The organism is Pelomonas aquatica, assembly GCF_026712205.1.
Taxonomy (GTDB): domain Bacteria; phylum Pseudomonadota; class Gammaproteobacteria; order Burkholderiales; family Burkholderiaceae_C; genus Pelomonas; species Pelomonas aquatica.
This window is the reverse complement of sequence record NZ_JAPPUW010000001.1, coordinates 128,653-151,906: the sequence shown is the minus strand read 5'-3', so window position 1 is coordinate 151,906 and position 23,254 is coordinate 128,653. Positions and strand designations below refer to the sequence as shown.

General features: G+C 71.3%; 24 protein-coding genes. 11 read left to right on the top strand and 13 right to left on the bottom strand.

Annotated features, from left to right (window positions below):
• The first annotated feature begins 17 nt into the window (after positions 1-17).
• A complete protein-coding gene (locus tag NYP07_RS00755) occupies positions 18-686 on the top strand; it encodes a hypothetical protein (RefSeq protein WP_268146331.1) in 669 nt (222 codons plus the stop codon).
• A gap of 232 nt (positions 687-918) precedes the next feature.
• Here NYP07_RS00755 and NYP07_RS00750 read toward each other — a convergent pair whose 3' ends face one another.
• Entirely contained in the window at positions 919-2,580 is a 1,662-nt protein-coding gene (locus tag NYP07_RS00750) for an alkaline phosphatase family protein (protein WP_268146329.1), read from the bottom strand.
• A gap of 117 nt (positions 2,581-2,697) precedes the next feature.
• Here NYP07_RS00750 and NYP07_RS00745 point away from each other — a divergent pair, with 117 nt between their 5' ends.
• Positions 2,698-3,459 carry an enoyl-CoA hydratase/isomerase family protein gene (locus NYP07_RS00745; RefSeq protein ID WP_268146328.1) on the top strand — a complete coding sequence of 254 codons (762 nt, stop codon included), beginning with the start codon at positions 2,698-2,700 and terminating at the stop codon, positions 3,457-3,459.
• 94 nt (positions 3,460-3,553) lie between these two features.
• Positions 3,554-3,790, top strand: coding sequence for a hypothetical protein (locus tag NYP07_RS00740; RefSeq protein ID WP_056266878.1), 237 nt, complete (start codon positions 3,554-3,556; stop codon positions 3,788-3,790).
• Positions 3,791-3,896: 106 nt separating this feature from the next.
• Here the strand turns inward: NYP07_RS00740 and NYP07_RS00735 are convergent, their stop codons facing one another.
• Complete coding sequence (locus NYP07_RS00735) at positions 3,897-4,457, bottom strand: thymidine kinase (protein ID WP_268146324.1); 561 nt, start codon at positions 4,455-4,457, stop codon at positions 3,897-3,899.
• A gap of 165 nt (positions 4,458-4,622) precedes the next feature.
• On the opposite strand from NYP07_RS00735, the gene NYP07_RS00730 reads away from it, so the two are divergent.
• The 6 genes from NYP07_RS00730 to NYP07_RS00705 all read left to right on the top strand — a co-directional run bounded on the left by NYP07_RS00730 (position 4,623) and on the right by NYP07_RS00705 (position 9,476).
• On the top strand, positions 4,623-4,826 hold the full coding sequence (locus NYP07_RS00730; RefSeq protein WP_268146322.1) for a hypothetical protein: 204 nt from the start codon (positions 4,623-4,625) through the stop codon (positions 4,824-4,826).
• Between the two features lie 79 nt (positions 4,827-4,905).
• Positions 4,906-5,547: a hypothetical protein gene (locus tag NYP07_RS00725; RefSeq protein WP_268146320.1), complete on the top strand. Its 642-nt coding sequence runs from the start codon at positions 4,906-4,908 to the stop codon at positions 5,545-5,547.
• A complete protein-coding gene (locus NYP07_RS00720) occupies positions 5,544-6,770 on the top strand; it encodes a glycoside hydrolase family 19 protein (protein ID WP_268146318.1) in 1,227 nt (408 codons plus the stop codon). Before NYP07_RS00725 ends, NYP07_RS00720 begins: the two co-directional genes overlap by 4 nt.
• Positions 6,771-6,933: 163 nt before the next feature.
• A complete protein-coding gene (locus tag NYP07_RS00715; protein WP_268146316.1) occupies positions 6,934-7,422 on the top strand; it encodes a MarR family winged helix-turn-helix transcriptional regulator in 489 nt (162 codons plus the stop codon).
• Entirely contained in the window at positions 7,419-8,243 is an 825-nt protein-coding gene (locus NYP07_RS00710; RefSeq protein WP_268146314.1) for a GNAT family N-acetyltransferase, read from the top strand. Before NYP07_RS00715 ends, NYP07_RS00710 begins: the two co-directional genes overlap by 4 nt.
• Before the next feature lie 300 nt (positions 8,244-8,543).
• Positions 8,544-9,476, top strand: a complete 933-nt coding sequence (locus tag NYP07_RS00705; RefSeq protein ID WP_268146311.1) for a LysR family transcriptional regulator — start codon at positions 8,544-8,546, stop codon at positions 9,474-9,476.
• A gap of 4 nt (positions 9,477-9,480) precedes the next feature.
• On the opposite strand, the gene NYP07_RS00700 is transcribed toward NYP07_RS00705, so the two are convergent.
• The 7 genes from NYP07_RS00700 to trpE form a co-directional block, all read right to left on the bottom strand.
• A complete protein-coding gene (locus tag NYP07_RS00700) occupies positions 9,481-9,633 on the bottom strand; it encodes a hypothetical protein (protein ID WP_268146308.1) in 153 nt (50 codons plus the stop codon).
• Between the two features lie 150 nt (positions 9,634-9,783).
• Positions 9,784-10,470, bottom strand: coding sequence for a uracil-DNA glycosylase (locus NYP07_RS00695; protein WP_268146306.1), 687 nt, complete (start codon positions 10,468-10,470; stop codon positions 9,784-9,786).
• A 177-nt stretch (positions 10,471-10,647) separates the two neighbouring features.
• Positions 10,648-11,439, bottom strand: a complete 792-nt coding sequence (gene trpC / locus NYP07_RS00690) for an indole-3-glycerol phosphate synthase TrpC (RefSeq protein ID WP_268146304.1) — start codon at positions 11,437-11,439, stop codon at positions 10,648-10,650.
• A complete protein-coding gene (gene trpD / locus NYP07_RS00685) occupies positions 11,439-12,473 on the bottom strand; it encodes an anthranilate phosphoribosyltransferase (RefSeq protein WP_268146302.1) in 1,035 nt (344 codons plus the stop codon). The genes trpC and trpD overlap by 1 nt, the downstream gene beginning before the upstream one ends.
• Before the next feature lie 3 nt (positions 12,474-12,476).
• A complete protein-coding gene (gene ltaE / locus NYP07_RS00680) occupies positions 12,477-13,523 on the bottom strand; it encodes a low-specificity L-threonine aldolase (protein WP_268146299.1) in 1,047 nt (348 codons plus the stop codon).
• On the bottom strand, positions 13,520-14,101 hold the full coding sequence (locus NYP07_RS00675) for an anthranilate synthase component II (RefSeq protein WP_268146297.1): 582 nt from the start codon (positions 14,099-14,101) through the stop codon (positions 13,520-13,522). Before NYP07_RS00675 ends, ltaE begins: the two co-directional genes overlap by 4 nt.
• Positions 14,102-15,589, bottom strand: coding sequence for an anthranilate synthase component I (trpE, locus tag NYP07_RS00670; protein ID WP_268146295.1), 1,488 nt, complete (start codon positions 15,587-15,589; stop codon positions 14,102-14,104).
• A 273-nt stretch (positions 15,590-15,862) separates the two neighbouring features.
• Here trpE and NYP07_RS00665 point away from each other — a divergent pair, with 273 nt between their 5' ends.
• Positions 15,863-16,462: a chalcone isomerase family protein gene (locus NYP07_RS00665; RefSeq protein WP_268146293.1), complete on the top strand. Its 600-nt coding sequence runs from the start codon at positions 15,863-15,865 to the stop codon at positions 16,460-16,462.
• Here NYP07_RS00665 and gph read toward each other — a convergent pair.
• Positions 16,440-17,120: a phosphoglycolate phosphatase gene (gph, locus tag NYP07_RS00660; protein WP_268146291.1), complete on the bottom strand. Its 681-nt coding sequence runs from the start codon at positions 17,118-17,120 to the stop codon at positions 16,440-16,442. The two genes, NYP07_RS00665 and gph, sit on opposite strands and share 23 nt — an antisense overlap.
• Positions 17,121-17,569: 449 nt before the next feature.
• Here gph and NYP07_RS00655 point away from each other — a divergent pair, with 449 nt between their 5' ends.
• Positions 17,570-17,935 (top strand): agmatine deiminase family protein, encoded by a 366-nt coding sequence (locus tag NYP07_RS00655; RefSeq protein ID WP_338091287.1) that lies wholly within the window; start codon positions 17,570-17,572, stop codon positions 17,933-17,935.
• A 15-nt stretch (positions 17,936-17,950) separates the two neighbouring features.
• Here NYP07_RS00655 and NYP07_RS00650 read toward each other — a convergent pair whose 3' ends face one another.
• From NYP07_RS00650 to NYP07_RS00640, 3 genes are all read right to left on the bottom strand, one after another.
• Entirely contained in the window at positions 17,951-18,340 is a 390-nt protein-coding gene (locus NYP07_RS00650) for a DUF488 domain-containing protein (protein WP_268146289.1), read from the bottom strand.
• Between the two features lie 142 nt (positions 18,341-18,482).
• Positions 18,483-21,302 carry an ATP-binding protein gene (locus tag NYP07_RS00645; protein ID WP_268146287.1) on the bottom strand — a complete coding sequence of 940 codons (2,820 nt, stop codon included), beginning with the start codon at positions 21,300-21,302 and terminating at the stop codon, positions 18,483-18,485.
• Positions 21,283-23,241, bottom strand: coding sequence for a ferritin-like domain-containing protein (locus NYP07_RS00640; RefSeq protein WP_268146285.1), 1,959 nt, complete (start codon positions 23,239-23,241; stop codon positions 21,283-21,285). Before NYP07_RS00640 ends, NYP07_RS00645 begins: the two co-directional genes overlap by 20 nt.
• Positions 23,242-23,254: the final 13 nt, after the last annotated feature.

Genomic DNA, 23,254 nt, shown 5'->3' with positions numbered 1-23,254 from the left:
CGGCCCAGAATCGGGCCGTGAACCAAGACAAGCTCTGGTCGCAGACGCTGGCCGACGGCCCGCTGCTGCTGGCCTTGTTCGACGCCGGCGACCGCCTGCTGCAGGCCAATGCCGCCTACCGCCAGGCCTGGGGCCTGGTCGACGGCGCCGCGCCGCCCTGGGCCGAGATGGTCAAGGCCGCCCGCCAGGCCGGGGCCGGGCCGGCAGACCTGCCGGAGCCACGCGGGCGTGTCGCCCAGCGCGGCTACGAGCAGGTCTGGCGCGACGGCCGGCGGCTGTGGTGGGTGGAGCAGCGCCTGCCCGATGGCGGCCTGGCGCTGACCGGCGTGGACATCAGCGCGCTGGAGCGGCCGCGCCCGCCGGCGGGCCAGTTGCTGGCGGCGCAGGCCGGCCGTGAGCTGCTGCAGGCGCTGCTGTCCGACCCGCGCGCCTGGCCGCTGTCCGTCGCGACGCTGGCCGCCGACGCGGATGCGGCCACGCTGCTGGCGCGCATCCGTGGCGAGGACGGCTGCATGCGGCTGGAGGATGGGCGCCTGCTCGTCATGCTGCCGTCCACCGGCCCGGCGCAGGCCGCGGCGCTGGGCGAACGGCTCGGCGCGCTGGCGCTGACCGAGGCCGTCTGGGGCGAGCCGGCCGCGGCCTTGTTGGCCAGGAGCGTGGGCGGCAGAGATAGCGGCCCGCGTTGAGCCCGCATGGGGGGCGAGGCAAGGCGCGGTGCGCAGCCCGGGCTTGCCGCCCGGGCCAGCGGCGCAACGCCGAATCGCCCCCCATGCGGGCTCAACCCTTCGGGCCGGGGCGATTTGCGGGGCCATCCTGCGTTGCCGGCTCGTTGTTGGCATCCATCCAACGCCTCACCGGCGTCTTGGCTGGCCCCGCAACTCGCCCCGGCGCGGGCCGCTATCTCTGCCGCCCACGCTCCTACGGCTTGAGCTTCAGGTCGTGGCCCTGGGCCTGGCCCGGTGCGGGCAGGCCGGCGAGCCCGGCCAGCGTGGGCGCCAGGTCGGCGATCTCGACGCGGGTCTTCATCTCGCCCTGGCCGACATAGGCCGGGCCCCAGAACAGCAGCGGCACATGGGTGTCGTGGCGGTGCGGGCTGCCGTGGGTGGTGCCGCCCGGGCGGTAGCTGAAGATCCAGTTCGGCTTCAGCACGATCTGCAGCTGCGCCGCGCGAGTCGGGTCGTAGGACTTGCGCATGGCTTCGAGGTAGGGCGTCGTGCTGTCGTTGCCCAGCAGCTGCTCGCGCGTGAACACGGTGGCCACGCCGGGCAGCTTCAGCAGTTCGTCGCGGGCGGCGGCTTCCACATCGGTGAACTTCAGGCCGCTGTCGGTGGCCAGCTTCTCGTTCAGCAGCAGGCCGGAGGCGGAGAAGTTCCAGGCCAGCTTGTCGACGCCGAACTTCGCGGCCAGCGCTGCGTTGACGGCTGCCAGCGACGGACCATTGGTGAAGCGGCCGGCATCCCGGCCCTGGGTGGCGGCCCATTCCGGCGTGTCGGTGAAGCCGTGGTCGGCCGTCAGCGTCAGCACATAGTTGCCGGCGCCGACTTCCTGGTCCAGGAAGCGGAAGAAGGCCTGCAGATGGCGGTCCAGCTGCAGCAGGTGGTCGTGCGACAGGCGCGACTCGGGGCCGAAGGCGTGGTTGATGTAGTCGTGGCTGGACAGGCTGACCGACAGGATGTCCTGCACGCCGCGCTGGCCCAGCTTTTCGTTCCTGACCGCGGCGCGGGCGAAGGCCAGCGTCAGCTCGTCGCCGAAGGGCGAGGCGAGCAGGTTGCCGTAGAAGCGTGGGCCGGGGGCGTCCATCTGGTCGCCGATGACGGCGGGCAGACGGTTGCCGTTGCCGCTGGCGATCTGCCAGGGCTGGCCGTCCGGCACCGAGCGGGCATAGGCCGCCTCGGGGAGCAAGGGCGCCCAGGTCTTCTTGAAGAAGGCGTCGGCCGGCCTGGCGGCGTTGAAGTCCTTGACCCACTGCGGCAGCGCGGCCATGTAGTAGGTGCTGGACGAGAACTGGCCCGTCTCGCCCATGTACATATAGGCCTGCCCCAAGTGGCCCGCGGGCAGGATGGCGCCGCGGTCCTTGCCGGAGATGCCGATGACCTTGGACTCGGGCGAGCGCCTGCGCAGCACGTCGCCCAGGGTCTCGACCTTGAGGTTGCGCGGGCTGGTGCCCGCCAGCGGCGCCGTCGGGTTGTCGAGGTAGGTGTAGGCGGCGTCGCCGGTGTTGTAGACCAGCTCGCCGCTGGCCGGGTCGCGCCATTCGTTGCCGACGATGCCGCTGCGCTGCGGGTAGGCGCCGGACAGCATCACCGAGTGGCCGGCCGCCGTCACCGTGTGGCCGTGGCCGTGGTGGGCGTCGGAGAACCAGCGGCCGTGGTCCAGGAAGCGGGCGAAGCCGTCGGCGGCCAGCTGGTCGCGGTAGCCGGTGACCTGGCGCATCGGCAGGCCGTCGATGGCCACCAGCACCAGCAGCTTGGGGCGTTGTGGCGCGGGCGCCGGGGCTGGGGGCGGTGGTGCGGTCGTGGCGCAGGCGGCCAGGGCAAGGGTGACGGTCAGGCCCAGCAGGCGGCGGCGGGTGTGCTGCATGACGGTTTCGTGACAACGCGGATGCCCGAGCTTACGTCGCCACAATATGCGGCCAGCTGAACCCATGATGAAGCCGACCGCATCCGCCCCTGGACACGCCGTGCACGGAGCTTGCGCATGAGCGGGGGCCAGCCCCCCTTGCTGCAGGTCGACGGCGGCCTGGCCCGCATCACGCTGCGGCGCCCGCGCCAGGCCAACCGCCTCGCGGTCGGCGACCTCGGCGTGCTGCGCGGGCTGCTCGACGACGTGAATGCCGCCGCGGCCGTGCGCGTGCTCGTGCTGGCCGGCGAGGGCCGGCATTTCTGCAGCGGCTTCGACCTTGGGGCGCTCGGCGCCATCGACGCCGGCGCGCGCTTCGGCGAACTGGCCGATGCGCTGGAGGCCGCCCGCCCGATCACCATCGCGCGCCTGCACGGCGGCGTCTACGGCGGTGCGTCCGACCTGGGCCTGGCCTGCGACTTCCGCCTTGGCGCGCCGGCCGTCGAGATGTTCGTGCCGGCCGCGCGCATCGGCCTGCATTTCTACGCCGGCGGCCTGCGCCGCTTCGTCGACCGTCTGGGCCTGGCGACGGCCAAGCAGGTGCTGCTGGCCGGCCGCACGCTGGACGCGCCCGCGCTGCTGTCCTGCGGCTATCTGGACCGGCTGCTGCCCGACGTCGACACGCTGGACGCCGCCCTGGCCGCGCTGACGGCCGAACTGCTCGGCATGGCGCCGCTGGCCCTGCTGCCGATGAAGCGGCACCTCAATGCGATCGCCGCCGGCCGGCTCGACGCGGCGCGGCTGCAGGCCGACATCGAGAGGGCGCGCGATTCGGCCGATCTGGCCGAGGGACAGGCCGCCTGGGCGGGCAAACGACCGGCCAGATTTAAGGGTTGTTGAAAGTCCTAGGGCGGGTGGTTCGCGCATGGTGGAAAATACGGGGCCAGAGCGCCTGCCCGGCGCCCCCCCTACAACACTCTTCGACAGGACCAGCGTGGCCAAAGAAACCACCAAGACCACCATCGAAGCGGATGGTCTGCGCTACCGCTCCAAAGCCCCGGGCTCGCCGTTCGCGGCGACCTCCTCTTTCGGCGCAGCGACGATGTCGTGCTTCCTCTGCGGCAAGCACCGCCCGCGCGCGATGCTCAAGTCCAAGAAGCTGCTCGGCAAGTCCCAGCCGGTCTGCTCGCCGTCCTGCAAGGAGCTGGACGCGCAGATTGCCGCTAAATAGCGGGCCCCCGGCCCGCGGGTACGCGGGCTGACCCCCGAGCATACAAGGGGGTCGATTCATTGGCGGGCCTTGGCCCGTCAATGAATCGAGCAGCGCCGCCTTGCGTTCAGCCCTGGCGGAAGCAGCGGCCGCAGACCGAGCGGTAGCGCACATTGCCGCCGATCTCGACCTGGGCGCCCTCGGTGACCTTGCGGTTGTTCGCGTCGACGCGCATGTTCATCGTCGCCTTGCGGCCGCAGTCGCAGATGGTCTTCATCTCGTCCATCTCGTCGGCCAGGGCCAGCAGCGCGGCCGAGCCGGGGAAGAGTTCACCCTGGAAGTCCGTGCGCAGGCCATAGCAGATGGCCGGCAGGTTGCGCAGATGCGCCATCTCGTGCAGCTGCTGCACCTGGCGCCTGGACAGGAACTGCGCCTCGTCGATGAGGATGCAGGCGATGCCGGGGTTGTCGCCCATCAGCGCGACGAAGTCGGTGTCGGCGTCGAACTGCTCGGCCTCGCGCTGTGGCCCCAGCCGCGACGTGACGTAGCCGCGGCCGTAGCGGTCGTCCAGGCGGGCGGTGAAGATGCGCACGCGGTGGCCGCGCTCCTCGTAGTTGTGCGCCACCTGCAGCAGCGCGGTGGACTTGCCGGCGTTCATCGCCGCATAACGGAAAAACAGCTTGGCCATGGGGTCGGAGGGAGCAGGGGGCATTGTCCCCGCAGCCTGTCCCCTCAGGTCGGGGCAGGGAAAGCCCGTGTTTTGGGGCCGGCGGGGCCGGACACTGGGGCTTGCGAGGTGGTGCTGTCATCTTCCCTGTGCGTCAATACTCGTTTCGTCCCGACCCGAACGAAGATGAGCAAAGACACCGTGACCGCGGTTCGCGAAGATGGCCTGCGTTATGCATCCAAGGTGGGCGGATCGCCCTTCCTCGGCAGCGGCCACACCCGCTCCTGCTTCAAGTGCGGCAAGCACCGCGCCCCGACCAGCCTGCAGTCCATCCGGCTGCTCGGCCGCAACGAGGTGGTCTGCAAACCGAGCTGCAAGACGCTTCCTTAGACCTTCGTTAGTCGGAAGGATGTGGCGGCCGGGGCCGCCCGCCTAAGCTCCGCAGGTCGCGCCTGACCGGGAGCCTGGAATGCCGATCCCATTGATCGCTGCGGCGCAGCCGGCGATTGCGTCCCGGCTCGCCCAGAAGGGCCTGGACCTGCTCAGCGGCGTGTTCCGCGGCCCGCCCGGCCAGGGCGCCGCCGAGATGGCGCAGCTCATCCACGACCAGACCGGCATCGACATCAACGATGCCGCCGAGAACAAGCTCGGCGACGCCCAGTGGGCCCGGCTGAAGCAGTTCGAGTTCGACGGCCAGTCCAAGCTGCTGGCGCTGCGCCAGCAGGGCGACGGCGACCGCATCGAGCTGGAGCGCATCGCCGCCGCTGACCGCGCCAATGCGCGCCAGATGCAGGAGGCGGCGATGGCCAACCAGGATCCCTGGGTGCGGCGCTTCATCTACGTCTATGCCAGCGTCATCACGCTGCTGACCTTCGCCTTCATCTTCGTGGCCGCGTTCGGGCCGCGCTACGAGGCCAATGACCCGCGCTCGCGCGTCATCGACACGGTGCTGGGCTTCCTGCTCGGCGTGTCGCTGTCGGCCATCATCCAGTATTTCTTCGGCTCCAGCGCCGGCAGCAAGGCCAAGGACGACCGGATCGGCGACGCGATGCGCGCGCAGACCCAGGCGCTGCGGGCCGATCCGTCGCGCGACCGCGGGGGCCGCCCGTGAACGGCCTCGTGCGCGAGCAGTCGGTCTTCATGCAGCAGCTCGGCGAGCTGCTGCGCCGGGCCGACGCGGCCGGGTTCGGCGTCGCGGGCGGCGAGCTCTATCGCACGCCCGAGCAGCAGGCCCTGCACATCCAGAACGGCCGCAGCGCGACGATGTCCAGCCAGCACCTGAAGCGGCTGGCCATCGACCTGAACTTCTTCCGCGAGGCGGGCGATGGCAGCGCCCAGCTCGTCAGCGACGCCGACACGCTGCGCCCGCTCGGCCAATACTGGGAAGGGCTGGATCCGGCCAACGTCTGGGGCGGCAACTGGGGCAATTTCAAGGACCTGACGCATTTCGAGCGCCGCGAGGCCAGTGCCGCCGCGCCCGCGCCTGCTGCCGCGCTGGTTGCCGCACCAGCCGCCCCCGCCGCGGCGCGCGGCAAGGGCCTGACGACGGGGCCTGTCGGCGTGCAATGCAGCAATGCGCACGACGACGTCGAGACCGTGCAGCAACTGCTCAACCTCTGCGGCGCGGCCGGTCGCATGACGCTGCCCGACGGCCCGCTGAGCTGCGACGGCGCCTTCGGCCAGAAGTCCCTCACCGCGATCATGGCCTTCCAGCGCAGCGCGCTGGCCCAGGCCGAGCCGGACGGGCGTGTCGACGCCAACGGCGCGACGCTGCTGAGCCTGTGCGAATCCCTGCCCGACGCGCTGCTGCCGCCCTGGCTGGAGCTGCTCTTCCTGCATGCCAAGGACAGCGACGCGGCAGACTTCTCGCCGCGCCTGCAGCAGGTCATGGCCGACCGCAGCATCGACTCGCCGCTGCGCCAGGCGCATTTCCTGGCCCAGGTGGGGCACGAGTCGGGCGAGTTCCGCTTCCGCGCCGAGATCGCCAGCGGCCAGGCCTACGAAGGCCGGCTGGATCTGGGCAACACCCAGCCCGGCGACGGCCCGCGCTTCAAGGGCCGCGGCCTGATCCAGCTGACCGGCCGCGCGAACTACGCCGACTACGGCCGCGACATCGGCCGCGAGGCCGAGCTGCTGGCCCACCCCGAGCTCGTCGAGACCGACCCCCAGCTCTGCGTCGACGTGGCCGGCTGGTTCTGGACGAAAAAGAACCTCAACAGCCTGGCCGATGCCGACGACCTGACGACGCTGACCCGGCGTGTCAACGGCGGCCTCAACGGCCTCGACGACCGGCGCCGCCTGCTCTTGCGCGCCAAGGCGCTGTTCGGCATCTGATACGGCTTCGCAATCAACGCGCTAACTGCGTTGCTTCGCCTTGCCGTGCTAAAGCACTGTCTGCGGCTTCGCGCCTTGTTATCACGTTGATTGCAAACCCGTATGAGCCCGCCGCCATGCAGCCGTTGACGGCCTTCGATCTATTGCATAGCATGATATGCATATGGGCATCGAAGACGTCGTCAAGGAGCTGGGCCATCTCAGCCTGGGCACGCGGCTGAAGCGCATCGGCGAGACGCTGCAGGCGCAGACGCAGGCGGTGCTGGCCGAGCGCGGCTTCGAACAGCCGGCGGCCTGGTTCCCGCTGCTGGCGGCGCTGGACCGGCTGGGGCCCCTGAGCGTCGGCGAGCTGAGCCAGGCGGTGGGCGTCAGCCAGCCCGTCGTCACGCGCTCGCTGCGCGGGCTGGAGGAGGACGGCCTCGTCGAGTCCGGTGCCGCCGAGGCGGACCGGCGCGTGCGCCGCATCGCGCTGAGCCGCAAGGGCCGCGGCCTCGTGCAGCGCTCCAAGGCCAGGGCCTGGCCCGTCATCGAGGCCGCCGTGGCCGAGGCCTGCGCCGGCCTGCACGGCGACCTGCTGGCGCAGCTGGCCGCACTGGAAGACGCGCTGGCCGAACAGCCGCTGGCGCAGCGCATCAGGAATCCACCGCCATGAGCCACGCTCTCGACCAGCCCGTCTGGTCCAGCCTGCAAGACCAGCCGCATTGGGCCGACGGCGGCGCGCTGGCGCGGCGCTTCAAGCCGGACATCAACCGCTTTGCCGCCGCGCGCGACGACGGCGCGGACAGCCTGGCCGCGCTGGCCGAGCTCGTGCGGCCCGGCGACGACGTCGTCTACCTGGCGCAGGCGCGGCCCGTCGTCGTGCCGCCGGGCCTGGTGGCCGTGAAGGCCGCGACCGCCGTGCAGATGGTCGCGGCGCGCGCCGTCGAGGCCGACGAAGCCGGCCTGCAGCTGCTCGGCGATGCCGACGCCGCCGAGATGCTGGCGCTGGCGACGCTGACCGAGCCCGGCCCCTTCCTCGCGAGGACGCACACGATGGGCCGCTTCATCGGCCTGCGCATTGGCGGCCGCCTGGCCGCGATGGCCGGCGAGCGCATGCGCTTCCCCGGCCATGTCGAGGTCAGCGGCGTCTGCACCCACCCGGACTTCCGCGGGCGCGGCCTGGCGCGGCGGCTGTCGGCCGCCGTGACGGCCGCCATCCAGCGCCGCGACGCCCAACCCTTCCTGCACGCCTGGACGACCAACACCGCTGCGATCGCGCTCTACGCAAGCCTGGGTTTCGCCACGCGCACGACGATGAACGTCGCCGTGCTCAGGCGCTCGGGCTGGCTAGCCGAGCGAACGGCGGGCCGCCTCGCGCAGGAAGTCGTGGATGGGATCCGGCGCATGGCCGGGCACGATGGCGGGCAGGCTCAGCACCTGGCGCAGGCTGGCAGCGGGGGCGATGTCGCCCATGGCCAGAACGATAGAGATTGACGGCCTAACGATAAACGGGTGGAAAAACGACTCACTTTTCCTTCGCGTGGAACAATTAATCTAGAAACGGCAGGTGGTCGCTTGCTGCTTCTCGAAGTCTCAGGACATCAACACCCTGTGCCCATCTCGACGTTCACCACTCCGATGAGCAGCGCTGCACGCCCGAGGGACCGCCGCTTCGGGCCGCTGGCGGCGTTGCTCCTCCTCGTGGGCATCAGCCCACTTCGCCGTCGCGCCTTGCCGGCAGCCCGCCTCGGCGGTCCCTCGGGCGCGCCCAACTGCCGTTTCTAGGTTGAATCCATGGACCGCCTCACCGCGATGCAAGCCTATGTCCGGGTCGTCGAGGCGGGTACCTTCACCAAGGCCGCCGACTCCCTGGACCTGCCCAAGGCCACCGTCACGCGGCTGATCCAGACGCTGGAAACCCATCTGCGCACCAAGCTGCTGAACCGCACGACGCGCCGCGTCACGGTCACGCCCGACGGCGCCGCCTACTACGAGCGCGCCACGCGCCTGCTGTCCGATCTGGAGGAACTGGAAGGCAGCATGAACCAGGCGCGCGTGACGCCGCGCGGGCGCATCCGCATCGACGTGCCCGGCGTCGTCGGCCGCGAGATGATCATTCCCCACCTGCCGGAGTTCTACGCCAAATACCCCGACATCCAGATCGAGCTCGGCGTCAGCGACCGTACGGCGGACCTTATCGGCGACAACATCGACTGCGTGATCCGCGGCGGCGAGCTGACCGACCAGAGCCTGGTGGCGCGGCGCATCGCCGAGTTCCGCTTCATCAGCTGCGCGACGCCCGAATACCTGCGTCGCCACGGCATGCCGGCCCATCCGCGCGAGCTCGGCGAGGCGCCGCATCGCATGGTGGGCTATTTCTCGGCGCGCAGCGGCAAGGTCGTGCCGGACATCTTCCGCCGCGGCGACGAGACGGTGGAGATCGTGGGCAACCATATCGTCGCCGTCAACGATGCGAGCGCCTATCTGAATGCCGGCCTGGCCCACCTCGGCGTCGTGCAGCTGACCTGCTTCATGGCCGGGCCGCTGCTCAAGAGCGGCGAGCTGGTGCGCGTGCTGGAGGACTGGGATGCCGAGCCGCTGCCGGTCTATGTCGTCTACCCGCCCAACCGCCACCTCAGCAGCAGGCTGAGGGTGTTCGTCGACTGGGTCGTCGAGCTGATCGGCCGCGAGGCGATGGGCGACGTGAAGCTGCGCAGCACGAGCTGAGGAATCAGCCCTTTTCGCCGCCGCTGCTGGCGAGCAGGGCCTGGCCGAAATCGTCGGCCACGGGCGCCGGCGCGCTGATCGCCAGCAACATGCCCGCCGCCAGCGCCGTGACGGCCGTCGCGGCGGTGACCAGCGTGAAAAGGGATCGGGTGTTCATATGACTCTCCTGTCCGGCGCCCTCTTGGAACGGGGCTGTGCCGATGGGTCGTCACTGTAGGCAGCCGGCCTCTTTGGAAAAAGCCGCCGCGGCAGAACGGCGAGTTGCAGCCAACGGAACAATCGCCTGCTGCAGGGCCTGGCAGGTCGCTCAGCCCTTGCGCGGCGCGCCTCGGCCACGCTCCTCCAGCCACGCCTTGGCCGTCGAGAAATGCCCGCAGCCGATGAAGGGCCGCGGCGGCTTCAGCGCCGACAGCGGCGACGGGTGGTTGGCCTTCAGCACGAGATGGCCCTGGCCTGCCGCCTCGATCAGCGGCGCCTTGGCCTGGGCATAGCTGCCCCACAGCATGAAGACCTTGGGCGCCGGGTTCTCGGCGGCGGCCTGGATGAGGGCGTCGGTCAGCGGCTCCCAGCCGCGGTTGGCGTGGCTGGCGGGCTGGCCGTCTTCGACGGTCAGCACGGCGTTCAGCAGCAGCGTGCCGCCCTCGGCCCAGCGCACCAGGCTGCCACTCTGCGGGAAGGGTTTGCCGAGGTCGCGCTGGATCTCCTTGAAGATGTTGCGCAGGCTGGGCGGCAGCGGTACGCCTTCGGGCACGCTGAAGCTCAGGCCCTCGGCCTGGCCGGGGCCGTGGTAGGGGTCCTGGCCCAGGATGACGACGCGGGTGCTGGCCAGCGGCGTGATGTGAAGCGCGCGCAGCGGCTCGGGCGGGTAGATGGTGGCGCCGGCAGCGGCTCGTTCTTCCAGGAATGCTTCCAGCTTCTGGCCGGCCGGCGACGCGGCCCAGGCTTCGACGACGGGGAGCCAGTCGGTGTCGGGGATTTCGAGAGGCAACTTCATCTCAGTTGTCCATGTGTGCGCAGCCTATGAAACCTGCGGGCCGAGCGCCGGGCCGCTCCCAAGCCGGCCCGCGCCGGCGATGTGCTCGCGGCTCGATGCCGCGAGCATCGCCGTCCCCACGGGGGACCGACCAGACTCGCTCGCGTTCAGCGATGCGAGGTTGGGCGAGGGGCGTTCTCACTCGAACAAGTTTGCCAGCGCTGCGCCCGGGTCCGGCGCGCGCATGAAGGCCTCGCCGACGAGGAAGGCGTGCACATTGGCGTCGCGCATGCGCTTCACGTCGGCGGCGCCGAGGATGCCGCTCTCGGTCACCAGCAGCCGGTCGGCCGGCACGCGCGGCAGCAGGCCGAGGGTCGTGTCCAGCGTCACGTCGAAAGTGCGCAGGTTGCGGTTGTTGATGCCGACCAGCGGCGTCTTCAGCTTCAGCGCGCGGTCCAGCTCGTCGCCGTCGTGCACCTCCACCAGCACGTCCAGGCCGATGGCGTGGGCGGCGGCTTCGAGGTCGGCCATCTGCGCGTCGGCCAGGCAGGCGGCGATCAGCAGGATGCAGTCGGCGCCCATCGCGCCGGCTTCCATGACCTGGTACTCGTCGACCATGAAGTCCTTGCGCAGCACCGGCAGCTCGCAGGCGGCGCGGGCCTGGCGCAGATAGGCGATGGAGCCCTGGAAGAAGCGCTCGTCGGTCAGCACGCTCAGGCAGGCCGCGCCGTTGCGGGCATAGCTCTCGGCGATCTGCGCGGGGTTGAAGTCCTCGCGGATCACGCCCTTGCTGGGGCTGGCCTTCTTGATCTCGGCAATGACGCCGGCATGGCCGGCCGCGATGGTGGCGCGCAGCGAGCGCTCGAAGCCGAGCTGCTCGCCGCGGCGGGCCTCGGCTTCCTCACGTTGCGAGGCCAGCGAGCGCTTGAGCTTCGCCGCGGCGACCTCTTCCCACTTGACCTCGACGATGCGCTTCAGGATATCGGCCATCAGCTCTTCCCCAGCTCTTGGGTCTGCTTGACGAAGGCGTCCAGCTTGGCGCGCGCCGCGCCGCTGTCCAGCGCCTGGCGGGCGCGGGCGATGCCGTCGGGCAGCGTGGCGGCCACATTGGCCGCGTACAGCGTCGCGCCGGCGTTCAGCAGCACGATGTCGCGCGCCGGGCCGGGCTGGCCGTCGAGCACGCCGACCAGCATCTGGCGCGACTGCTCCGGGCCTTCCACCTTGAGGCTGCGGTTGCTGGCCATCGCGAAGCCGAAGTCCTCGGGGTGGACCTCGTACTCGCGCACGGCGCCGTCCTTCAGTTCGCCGACCAGCGTCGTCGCGCCGAGCGAGATCTCGTCCATGCCGTCCTTGCCGTAGACCACCAGCGCATGCTCGGCGCCCAGGCGCTGCAGCACGCGCACCTGGATGCCGACGAGGTCGGGGTGGAAGACGCCCATCAGGATGTTGGGCGCGCCGGCCGGGTTGGTCAGCGGACCGAGGATGTTGAAGAGGGTGCGCACGCCCAGCTCGCGGCGCACCGGCGCGATGTTCTTCATCGCCGGGTGGTGGTTGGGCGCGAACATGAAGCCGATGCCGCATTCGGCGACCGAGGCGGCCACCTGGCGCGGCGTCAGCTGGATGTTGGCGCCCAGCGCCTCCAGCACGTCGGCGCTGCCGGTCTTGCTGCTGACGCTGCGGTTGCCGTGCTTGGCCACCTGGGCGCCGGCCGCGGCGGCGACGAACATCGAGCAGGTCGAGATGTTGAAGCTGTGCGCGCCGTCGCCGCCGGTGCCGACGACGTCGACGAGGTGGGGCAGGGGCCCGAGCGGCACCTTGTTGCTCAGCTCGCGCATGACCTGGGCCGCGGCGGTGATCTCGCCGATGGTCTCCTTCTTCACGCGCAGGCCGGTGATCAGCGCCGCCGCGATGACGGGCGACATCTCGCCGGCCATGATGCGGCGCATCAGCGTCAGCATCTCGTCGTGGAAGATCTCGCGGTGCTCGATGACGCGGGTCAGGGCTTCGGTGTCGGTGATCGGCATGGCTCAGCTCTTGAAGAAGTCGGCGGCAGAGGCGATGGCGCGTTCGATGCCGGCCGCATCGACGTCCAGATGGGTCACGAAGCGCAGGCCGATCAGGCCGGTGGCGAGCACGCCGCGCTGCTTCAGGTGCTCCAGCAATGCCGGGCCGCGGCCGTCGCTGACCTGCACGAACACGATATTCGTCTGCGGTGGCGTGACCGTGACACCGGGCAGGGCGGCGAGGCCCTCGGCCAGGCGCCGGGCCAGCGCGTGGTCGTCGGCCAGGCGCTCGACGTGGTGGCTCAGCGCATGGTCGGCCGCGGCGGCCAGCAGGCCGACCTGGCGCAGGCCGCCGCCCACCATCTTGCGCACGCGGTGGGCGCGCTGGATCAGCGGCCGCGAGCCGACCAGCATGGAGCCGATGGGCGCGCCCAGGCCCTTGCTGAAGCAGATGGACACGGAGTCGAAATGCCGCGCCAGCTCGGCCACCGGGCGCCCGGACGCGACGGCGGCGTTGAACAGGCGCGCGCCGTCCAGATGGGTGGCCAGGCCGCGCGAATGGGCCAGCTCGCAGGCCTCGGTCGTGTAGGCGGCCGGCAGCACATGGCCGCTCCAGGTGTTCTCCAGCGCCAGCAGCCGCGTGCGCGCGAAGTGCGGGTCGTCGGGCTTGATGGCGGCGGCGATGTCGTCCAGCTTCAGCGAGCCGTCGGCCTGGTTGGGGATGGGCTGGGGCTGGATGCTGCCCAGCACCGCCGCGCCGCCGCCTTCGTAGCGGTAGGTGTGGGCGAGCTGGCCGACGATGTATTCGTCGCCGCGGCCGCAATGGGCCAGCAGGCCGCAGAGATTGCTCTGCGTGCCGCTGCTCATGAACAGGGCGGCTTCCTTGCCGAGCAGGGCCGCGACGCGCTCCTGCAGCGCGTTGACGGTGGGGTCGTCGCCGAAGACGTCGTCGCCCACCACCGCACGCGCGATGGCCTCGCGCATGGCCGGCGTCGGCTTGGTGACGGTGTCGCTGCGCAGGTCGACGACGGCTGGAGATGCCACGCCTGAAGACGGTGCGTAGTCAGTCATTTCAGCTCCAGGAAGTTGCGCAGCATCGCGTGCCCATGCTCGCTGAGGATGGACTCGGGATGGAACTGCAGGCCCTCCAGCGGCGTGGCCGTGCCGGCCAGCTCGCGGTGGCGCACGCCCATGATCTCGCCGTCGTCGCTGCGCGAGGTGATCTCCAGCACGGCCGGGCAGCTCGCCTCCTCGATGACGAGGGAGTGGTAGCGGATGACGGAGAAGTCGCGCGGCAGGCCGGTGTAGACGCCGCGCTGGTCGGTCGTGATCGTGCTGGCCTTGCCATGCATCTGGCGCTTGGCGCGCACGATCCTGCCGCCCAGGGCCTGGCCCATCGACTGGTGGCCCAGGCAGACGCCCAGCAGCGGCTTTTTGCCGAGGAAGTGCCGGACGGCCTCCACGCAGACGCCGGCCTCGGTCGGCGTGCAGGGGCCGGGCGAGAAGACGATGTGGTCGGGGTTCAGCGCCGCCATCTCGGCGACGCTGATCTCGTCGTTGCGCGCCACCTTCACGTCGGCGCCCAGCTCACCGAGGTACTGGACGATGTTGAACGTGAAGCTGTCGTAGTTGTCGATCATCAGCAGCATTTAGAAGCCCTCCTCGACGAGTTCGGCGGCGCGCAGCAGCGCCCTGGCTTTGGCTTCCGTTTCCTGCCATTCGAGCTCCGGCACCGAGTCAGCGACGATGCCCGCCGCCGCCTGCACGTAGAGCATGCCGTTCTTGACAATGCCGGTGCGGATCGCGATCGCCAGGTCCATGTCGCCGGCAAAGCTGAGGTAGCCGCAGGCGCCGCCGTAGATGCCGCGCTGCACGGGCTCCAGCTCGTCGATCAGTTCCATCGCGCGCACCTTGGGCGCGCCGGTCAGCGTGCCGGCGGGGAAGGTGGCCTTCAGCACGTCGAGCTGACCCACATCGGCTCGCAACGTTCCCTCGACGTTGCTGACGATGTGCATCACGTGCGAGTAGCGCTCGACGACGAAGCTCTGCGTGACCTTGACGCTGCCGACGCGGGCGATGCGGCCGATGTCGTTGCGCGCCAGGTCGATCAGCATCAGGTGCTCGGCGCGCTCCTTGGGGTCGGCCTGCAGTTCGGCTTCCAGTTCCAGGTCGCGCTCGGGCGTCGCGCCGCGCGGGCGGGTGCCGGCGAGAGGGCGGATCGTGACCTTGCGGCTGCCGTCGCCCGCATGTTCCTCGCGCACGAGGATCTCGGGGCTGGCGCCGACGATCTGGAAATCGCCCAGGTCGTAGAAGTACATATAGGGGCTGGGGTTCAGCGCCCGCAGCGCACGGTAGAGCGCGATGGGTTCGGCCTTGTAGGGCTTGGAGATGCGCTGGCCGACCTGCACCTGCATCAGGTCGCCGGCGGCGATGTAGTCCTTGGCCCTGGCCACCGCGGTCAGGTAGTCGGCCTTGGCGAAGCCGCGCGTGACCGGGTGCGACTCGCTGCGCGGCACGCGCGGCACGCTGACCGAATAACTCAGCTTGTCGCGCAGCGCGGTCAGGCGCTGCCTGGCGCGGAAATAGGCCTCGGGCTGGCGCGGGTCGGCCCAGACGATCAGGTAGAGGCGGCCCGAGAGGTTGTCGATGACGGCGACCTCCTCGGACAGCAGCAGCACGATGTCGGGCGTGCCCAGGCTCTCGCCCGGATGCTGGTGGGCCAGCTTCTTCTCGATGGCGCGCACCGCCTCGTAGCCGAAGTAGCCGGCCAGGCCGCCGCAGAAGCGCGGCAGGCCGGCAGGGATCCTGGGCTTGAAGCGCTCCTGGTAGGCGGCGATGAAGTCCAGCGGATTGCCCTCGTGCGTCTCGACGATCTGGCCGTCGGTGACGACCTCGCAGAGCGAGCCGGTCGCGCGGACCAGCGTGCGCGCCGGCAGGCCGATGAAGGAGTAGCGCCCGAAGCGCTCGCCGCCGACGACGGACTCCAGCAGGAAGCTGTTGCGGCCCTGGCCGGCGCCGGCGCAGAGCTTGAGGTAGAGGGACAGCGGGGTTTCGAGGTCCGCGAAGGCCTCGCTGATGAGCGGGATGCGGTTGTAGCCCTCGGTGGCGAGGCTCTGGAATTCGAGTTCGGTGATCACGTCAAACCTTGAAAGAGACGGGTCTTCAGGGCTTGGCGTGCAGCCCGGTGAGGAACGGGCAACGCGGGAGTGAGCGCGTCAGGGCGCGCCAAGCGGCATCAGGCGGCAGTGAAGCAGCGACGCCAGGGCCAGGCTCCCCGGTCGCTCGACCCCATGATGTGCTTGCGCGTGATGAACATGATCGGCCCAGTGTATCAGCGGGGTTTTCGCGATGTCGGGCCATACTTCGGCTCACGAAGATGCCGCCATCGCGGCACGACAACGGAGCGAGACATGCGCGCATTCATCGTCGCGGCCCTGCTGGCCGCCGGCAGCCTGGGAGGCGGCGCTGCCTGGGCGGACACGGTCGACGTGGCCAATGTGAAATACGAGACGGCGCTGGACCTGGCCGGCCAGAAGCTGGTGCTCAACGGTGCCGGCGTGCGCTACAAGTTCGTCGTCAAGGTCTACACGGCGGGCCTGTACCTGACGCACAAGGCCGGCACGACGGCCGAGGTGCTGGCCCTGCCCGGCCCCAAGCGCATCCACATCAGCATGCTGCGCGACATCGACGGCAACGAGCTGGGCAAGCTCTTCACCAAGGGCATTGAGGCCAATGTGTCGCGCGAGGAGTTCGCCAAGTCCATCAACGGCGTGCTCAAGCTCAGCGAGATCTTCGCCAGCCGCAAGCAGCTCAACAGCGGCGACAGCTTCTCCGTCGACTACGTGCCGAGCGTGGGCTCCATGGTGTTGCTGAACGGCAAGCCCATCGGCGAGCCCATCAAGGAGCCCGAGTTCTTCTCGGCCCTGCTGCGCATCTGGCTGGGCGACAAGCCCGCCGACGGCAGCCTGAAGGAAGCCCTGCTCGGCCTCAAGCGCGACGGCCGGCGCTGATCCGGTCCAGTCGGTCGAGATGCTGCAGCGCCGGCACGGCGCGGATGTCCTCGCCGTGGTTGTAGCCATAGGTCACGAGAATCAGCGGGCAGCCGGCCGCGCGCGCGGCCTCGGCGTCGTTGCGCGAGTCGCCCACCATCCACGTCGCCGACGGCGGCGTGCCCAGCGCCTCGCAGGTCTTGAGCAGGGGCAGCGGGTCGGGCTTCCTGCGCGCGAACTCGTCGCCGCCGAAGACCCGGGCGAAATAGCCGTCCAGCCCCTTGCGCCTGAGCAGCTCGCGTGCCGGCTCGCCGGGCTTGTTGGTCAGCACGGCCAGCGGCAGGCCCAGCGCCCGCAGCGCGTCCAGCCCTTCGAAGACGCCCGGGTAGACGGCCGCGTGCTCGCCGTTCACGGCGGCGTAGTGCTGCTGGTAGAGCGCCCAGGCACGCTCGTACAGCCCGGGCGCGGCGCCCACTTCGGCCAGCGTCGTGCGCACCAGATGCTCGCTGCCGCGGCCGATGGTGTGCTCGACGAAGTCGCGCGTGACGGTCTTCAGGCCGAGGTCGGCCAGCATGCGGCCGAGCACGGCGACGAAGTCCCCCAGTGTGTCGACCAGCGTGCCGTCGAGGTCGAGGATGCAGGCCAGGGGACGGTGATGGCGCGGATTAATAGAGTTCACAAGTCGAAAATAGAGTTCGAAAACATTGTCGTCATGGTCGCGTCTTGCGCGAAATGGTCGGCCCTGCAAAACCCCTGGAACCCGCATGAACACTGGTGGTGCGGGGTGAATGCCGATGGTCGGAACTCCCGGAATCGAAACGAGAGCGACGAGTCGGTGGTCGAGCGGGCGACCTCACCAGCGAGCGCATCGGCCCCTTCATTCGCGAACACTTCGCGGGCCTGCGCAAGGCCGCCATCTACGACGACCCGCGGCTGCTGCTGGATGCCTGCCTGCGCGCAGGCCAGCTCATGCGCCCCGCGGGCTTTCCGGCCTGCCCATGGGCAGCGTGTGGATGTCGCGCATCGAGGGTGAGCCCCGCCAGCCGCTGGTCAAGGACGTCTTCGACAGCCTGCTGCGCCACGCCCAGCCGAGCTGGCGCCGGACGGTTTCATGAATCCGGTCGATGAATTGGAGCCAAAAACATCAGGCTGCCGGGCATCGCCGGCAGGGACATCACCGACGGCCACACCGACTTCTACGCCCGCTTCACCCAGTCCGGCGTGGTGGTGGCCGGCCTGGATGAAGACCCGGCCTCCTACGACCATGCGGTGACGCGTCGCCACCTGGAACTGCTGCGGCAGGCCCGCGACGCGCGCGGGCGTCGGCTCCAGGTGGTCGTCATGCGCGGCCCCGGCCGGGTGCGCCCGGCGCTGGAAAACCCGCGCCATGCTGCGCGAGCAGTTCCCCCGGCGCGAGGTGGTGCACTCAACATCGACGGCATCGCCGCGGGCGGCGGCGGCATCCATTGCACGACGCAGCAGGAGCCGGGCTGAGGCGGCGCCGTCCCGTCACGGCGCCAGCCGCGCGCCGGCCGCCTGCAGCAGCTCGCGCAGCACCGACCGGTGGCAATGCGCCTCATGCTCGCAGTAGCAGCCGACCGAGAAATTCGTCTGCGCCGACAGCGTGGCCAGCAGCGCCAGCGCGTGCCGGGCCTGGGGCTCGGCCATCTCGCTGCGGTATTTCTTCGTGAACGCGGTCCAGTCGGCCGGCGTCCCGGCGGCCTGGCCCAGCTTCATCGTCTCCAGGCTGGGCGCCAGCACCGGGAACCAGACGTCGTAGAAGTCGCGCGACGCGAACTCGGCCCTGGGCACGCCGCGCGGCGGGCGGCGCACCGTGCCGATGCGGCTGCCTTCGTCCGGCGCGCGCGGGCTGCCGAGTTGGACGATGCGGATGGGCATAAGTTCTCCTCAGTGATGTCCTGCGGGCCGAGCGCCGGGCCGCTCCCAAGCCGGCCCGCTCTGGCGATGTGCATGCCGGTCGAGCCGGCATGCATCGCCGTCCCCGCGGGGACCGGCCAAGGTACTCCTTGGACGAGGGGCCTCATGTTCTGCCGAGGACGCGGATCACTTCGGCCTCGGCGATGGGCTTGGTGATGAAGCCGTTCATGCCGGCGGCGAGCGCGGCCTGGCGTTCCTGGTCGAGCACGGCGGCCGTGAAGGCGTGGATGGGCAGGGCGGCGGTCGCGGCATCGGCGCGCAGCAGGGCCGTGGCCTGCAGGCCGTCGATGCGGGGCATGTGCAGGTCCATCAGCACGCCGTCCAGGCGCTGGGCCTGGGCGCGCGCGATGGCGACGGCCTGCTCGCCGTCCTCGGCCTCGACGACCTCGGCGCCCAGGCGCTGCAGCAGCGCCGTGATGATGAGGCGGTTGACCGGGTTGTCCTCGGCGATCAGCAGGCGCTGGCCGGCCAGCGGGTAGCGCACGGCCGGGCCGGGCGCGCGGGCGGGCTGCTCGGCGGGCGCCTGCGCGGCGGGCAGGGCCAGCTCGGCCCAGAAGCTGGAGCCGTGGACGCCGTCGCTGTCCAGGCCGACGCGGCCGTCCATGCGCGCGGCCAGCTCGCGGCAGATGGACAGGCCCAGGCCGGTGCCGCCGAAGCGCCGCGTCGTGGAGTCGTCGGCCTGCGCGAAGGGCCGGAACAGGCGCTGCTGCAGCTCGGGCGGCACGCCGATGCCGCTGTCCTGCACGGCCAGCCGCACGCGCCCGGCGCCGGCGGGCGACAGGGCCAGGCGGATGTGGCCGCGCTCGGTGAACTTCAGCGCGTTGACGAGGAAGTTGGCCATGATCTGGCGCACCCGCAGCGGGTCGCCGACGACCATGCGCGGCAGGCCGGGCGCGAGCTCGATCTGCATGTCCAGCCCGCGCTCGCGGCCGAGCGCCGCGCAGCCTTCGAAGCTGGCCTGGGCCAGCGCGTGCAGGTCGAACTCGGTCTTCTCCAGCTCCAGGTGGCCGGCCTCGATCTTGGACAGGTCGAGCACGTTGGAGACGATCTCGTTCAGCGACTCGGCCGCGCCGACGAGATGGGCCAGGTATTGCGGCCGGCGCGCGTCGTCGGGGCCGGCCTGCTGCAGCAGCCGCGCCAGGCCCAGCACGCCGTTGAGCGGCGTGCGAATCTCGTGGCTCATCGTCGCGAGGAAGGCGCTCTTGGCGTGGCTGGCGGTCTCGGCCTGCTGCTTGGCGGCGCGCAGCTCGCGCTCCTGGCGGCGGCGCTCGGTGACGTCCTCGGCCACCCACAGCGTCGCGCGTTCGGCGGCACTGCGGCCGGCCAGCGTGGCCGGCAGGCCGCGGGCATTGAACTGCACGGTGATGTGGCGGCCGTCGGGGCGGACGAAGTCGCGCTCGAAGGCCAGCGCCGCGCTGGCGATCTCGTGGGCGGCGGGCAGGCCGGCGCTGCCCTCGGCCAGCCGTGGCTCGGGGCCGCCGAAGATGTCCCGCCAGTGGCGGTTCACGCGCTCGAAGCGCTCGCCGCGCGTCAGCGCGATGCCGACGCTGGCGTGGTCGAGGATGGCCTCGGCCTCGATGCGGGCGCGCTCGCGCTCGGTGATGTCGCGCACGATCAGCATCGTCGCCGGCTCGCCCTCCCATTCCAGCGCGGCGGCGGACACGAGCAGGTCGCGCCACTCGCCGTTCACGAGGATGGCCGAGCGGAAGTCCCGCACCAGGCCGGTCGCGGCCAGTTCGGCGGCCAGGCGCCGCGGCTCGCGGCTGTCCGGCCACAGGCCGAGCTCGTGGCCGGAGTGGCCCAGCAGCTCGTCGCGGCCGAGGCCGACCAGCGTGCAGAAGCCGGTGTTGGCGAAGCGGATGTGGCCGTCCGCGATGCGGGCGACGCAGATCGCATCGGGGCTGGCGCGCAGCACGCGGTCCAGCATGTCGGCGGTGCGCTGGTGCTGCTGCAGCGCCAGGCGCTCGCCGGTGATGTTGTGGCTGACGCCGCGCCAGCCGGTGTGGCGGCCGTCGGCGTCGAAGACCGGCTCGCCCGAGGTCAGCGTCCACAGCAGCCGGCCGTCGGGCGCGCGAAAGCCGTTGACGCGGTCGCGGTAGGCGCGCCTGGCGTGGATGTCCTCGATCAGGGCCGGGTAGTCGGCGTCGCGCACCAGCATGGCGCCGCCGGGTTCGCCCATGCGCAGGAAGTCCTCGCGGCGGTGGCCGGACAGCGGCTCGAACTCGTCGGACAGCCAGGTGACGCGGAAGTTCGCGTCGGCCTCCCAGGCCCAGTTGTGCGCGGCCTGCACGAGGCGCGACAGGCGCTCCTCCTCGACGTGGGCCTTGCGCAGCGCGGCGCCGACGATGCGCTGGATGAGCAGCGCGGCCAGCAGGGCCGTCGCGGCCGTCAGCCCGTGGGTGATCAGGTGGTCCGCCAGGCCCGGCTGCTGCGCCGCGCCCTGGCCGGGGATGACGCCATGCAGCTCCAGCAGGGCCAGCATGGCGACGATGAAGACGTAGAGGGCCGTCAGCAGCCAGGCCGCGCCGCTGCCGGCCAGTGCACCGCCGAGCATGATGCCGAGGCAGCCGGCCAGCAGCGTCATCGCATGCACGCCCAGGCCCGCCTGCAGCGCGTACAGGGCCAGCGTCAGCAGCGCGACGATCAGCGCAACGAGGCTGGCCGTGCCGGGCCGCCTCGCGCGGCGCAGCGCCCAGCCGGTCGCCGCGGCGGCCAGCAGGCCCAGCCCGATCAGCACGCGATGGCCGGACATGGCATTGGTGTGGCCGCTCGCGAACTCCAGGCCGGCCAGTGCCAGCGTCGCGCCGCCGACGCTGGCCAGCACGATGACGAGCACGCGGGCGGCGAGCTCGTGCGGCGACTCGCGCCGGCGCGCGGCGGGGGCGGGCGCGGGCGTGGGTCCGCTAGTCGGCGCTGAAGCCATTGCGCGCGTGCGTGCCGTCGCAGAAGGGCTTGGTCTGGCTGCCGCCGCAGCGGCACAGCCGCGCCTGGCTGACGCGGCAGACCATGCGGCCGGTGCCGCTCAGCACCTCGACGCTGCCGCGCAGCTGCAGCGGGCCGTTGGGCTCGGGCTCGATGTCGACGCGGCCGTCGCGCGTGGCGGGCATGTCGGTGGGCAGGCCCAGCAGGCCCGTCGCGGGCTCGCCGGTCGCCGCGAACTGGATGTCGTGGTGGCTGCCGTCGCAGAAGGGCTTGTTCCGGCTCGCGCCGCAGCGGCACAGCGTGGCGCGCGTGCCCAGCGGCCGGCCGCGCAGCGTCAGCGCGCCGCGGATCGCATAGGGGCCGGCCTCGCGCACCGACAGCAGGTTGACCGGCGGCGGCGCCTCGTCGGCCTCACCGTCCTTCCTGCGGTACTGGATGGCGCCCGAGGGGCAGGCGTGGGCGATGTCGACGAGGCGCTCGACGGGCATCGCGTCCGGGTGCAGCCACGGCCCCTGCACATTGGCCAGGAAGACCCTGGGCGCGCCCGTCACGCAGAAGCGCGCATGGATGCAGCGCCTGGCCTCGAAACGCAGCTCCAGCTTCTCGCCCTGCACGATCTCGATGCCGTCGACGACCGCGGTGGGCGGCGGCGCCGGGGCGGCGACCGGTGCCGAGGTCGGAGGCTCTGCATCCAGGTCCAGCCCGCGCTCGGCGCGTTCGCGCAGCGACTGCAGCTGGCGCGCCGCGCGGCCGGTCGCCTCGGCGCCGAGCTCGGCATGCAGGGCCGCGCCGGCCTCGGCGAGCTGGGCCAGGCGTTCGCGCACAAAGCGGCGCGCGGCCGGGCCGGGCGGGAAGCCGGCCGCGTCGCGCAGCGCGGTGAAGCTGGCGCCGGCATGGCAGCCCGGGTGGCTCGGGCCGGCCGGCAGCCGCGCGGCGTGCTCGGCCAGCGGCGTGAAGGCGCGCATCAGGCCGATGGCCAGGTCCACGCTCAGGCTCTTCTCGGCCGACGGCCCGGGCTGCAGATAGGCCAGGGCCAGCAGGCGCAGCATCAGGCCGTAGCTGGCATTGGCAAGGTCCACCGTGGCCACGGCGGCCGGGTTCTCCAGCCAGACCCGCCCCTCCGGCCGCGGCGGGCGGCGCAGCACCGGGTTGGTCGCGGCCGGCCAGGCGGGCTCGAAACCGGGATGGGCCGCGCGCAGTGCGGCCAGCTCGCGGCGGATGGCGGCAAAGCGCTGGTAGTGGGAGCTTTCGCTGTCGCTGGGCGCGCCCTCGCCCTGGCGCACGATGGCGTCGAAGGCGGCCAGCGCCGTCTTCGAGCACAGCACGCGGCGGGCGCCGCAAAGGTTGAGTTCCTCGGGGCCGAGCTGCAGCCGGCGGTCGCCGCAGAAGGCCTCGGCCTCGCCGTGGGCGGCGACGAAGGCCTGCAGGCTGGCGCCCAGCGTCGCGTAGAAATGGCCGACGGTGTCGTAGTCCTGCGCCATCGGCGTGACGCGCCGCTCAGCGGAGCCGCGCACGAACAGCCGCTCGGCCGCGAAGCCCGCGCCGTCCTCTTCGTTGCTGCCCTCGGGGCGCTCCAGATAGATGAAGTGCTGCAACGTCGCGTCGTTGAAGGGAGCGAGCTTGACGACGATGCGCGCCGGCAGGTTGCCGGGGTCGAGCGGGAAGTTGCCGCGGCCCAGGCGCGGCGCGCCGCCCAGGGCCGCCGTGATGTTCCAGACCGCGACGAGGTGGCCCATCTCCTCGATGGCGACGGCGGTGATCTCGCGCCGCCAGCGCTCGACGGCCTCGGCCTCTGCCGGCCCGAACCCCTCGGCCTCGCCGCGCTTCAGGCTGAAGGCCGCGTAGAGGTAGGTGCACATCAGGTTGTGCTCCAGCTCGGCGGCCTCGTAGAGGCTGTGCAGCAGCTGTTCGCGGCTCGGGGCCTGGGTGTCGATGGTCATCGGGCGCGTCCTC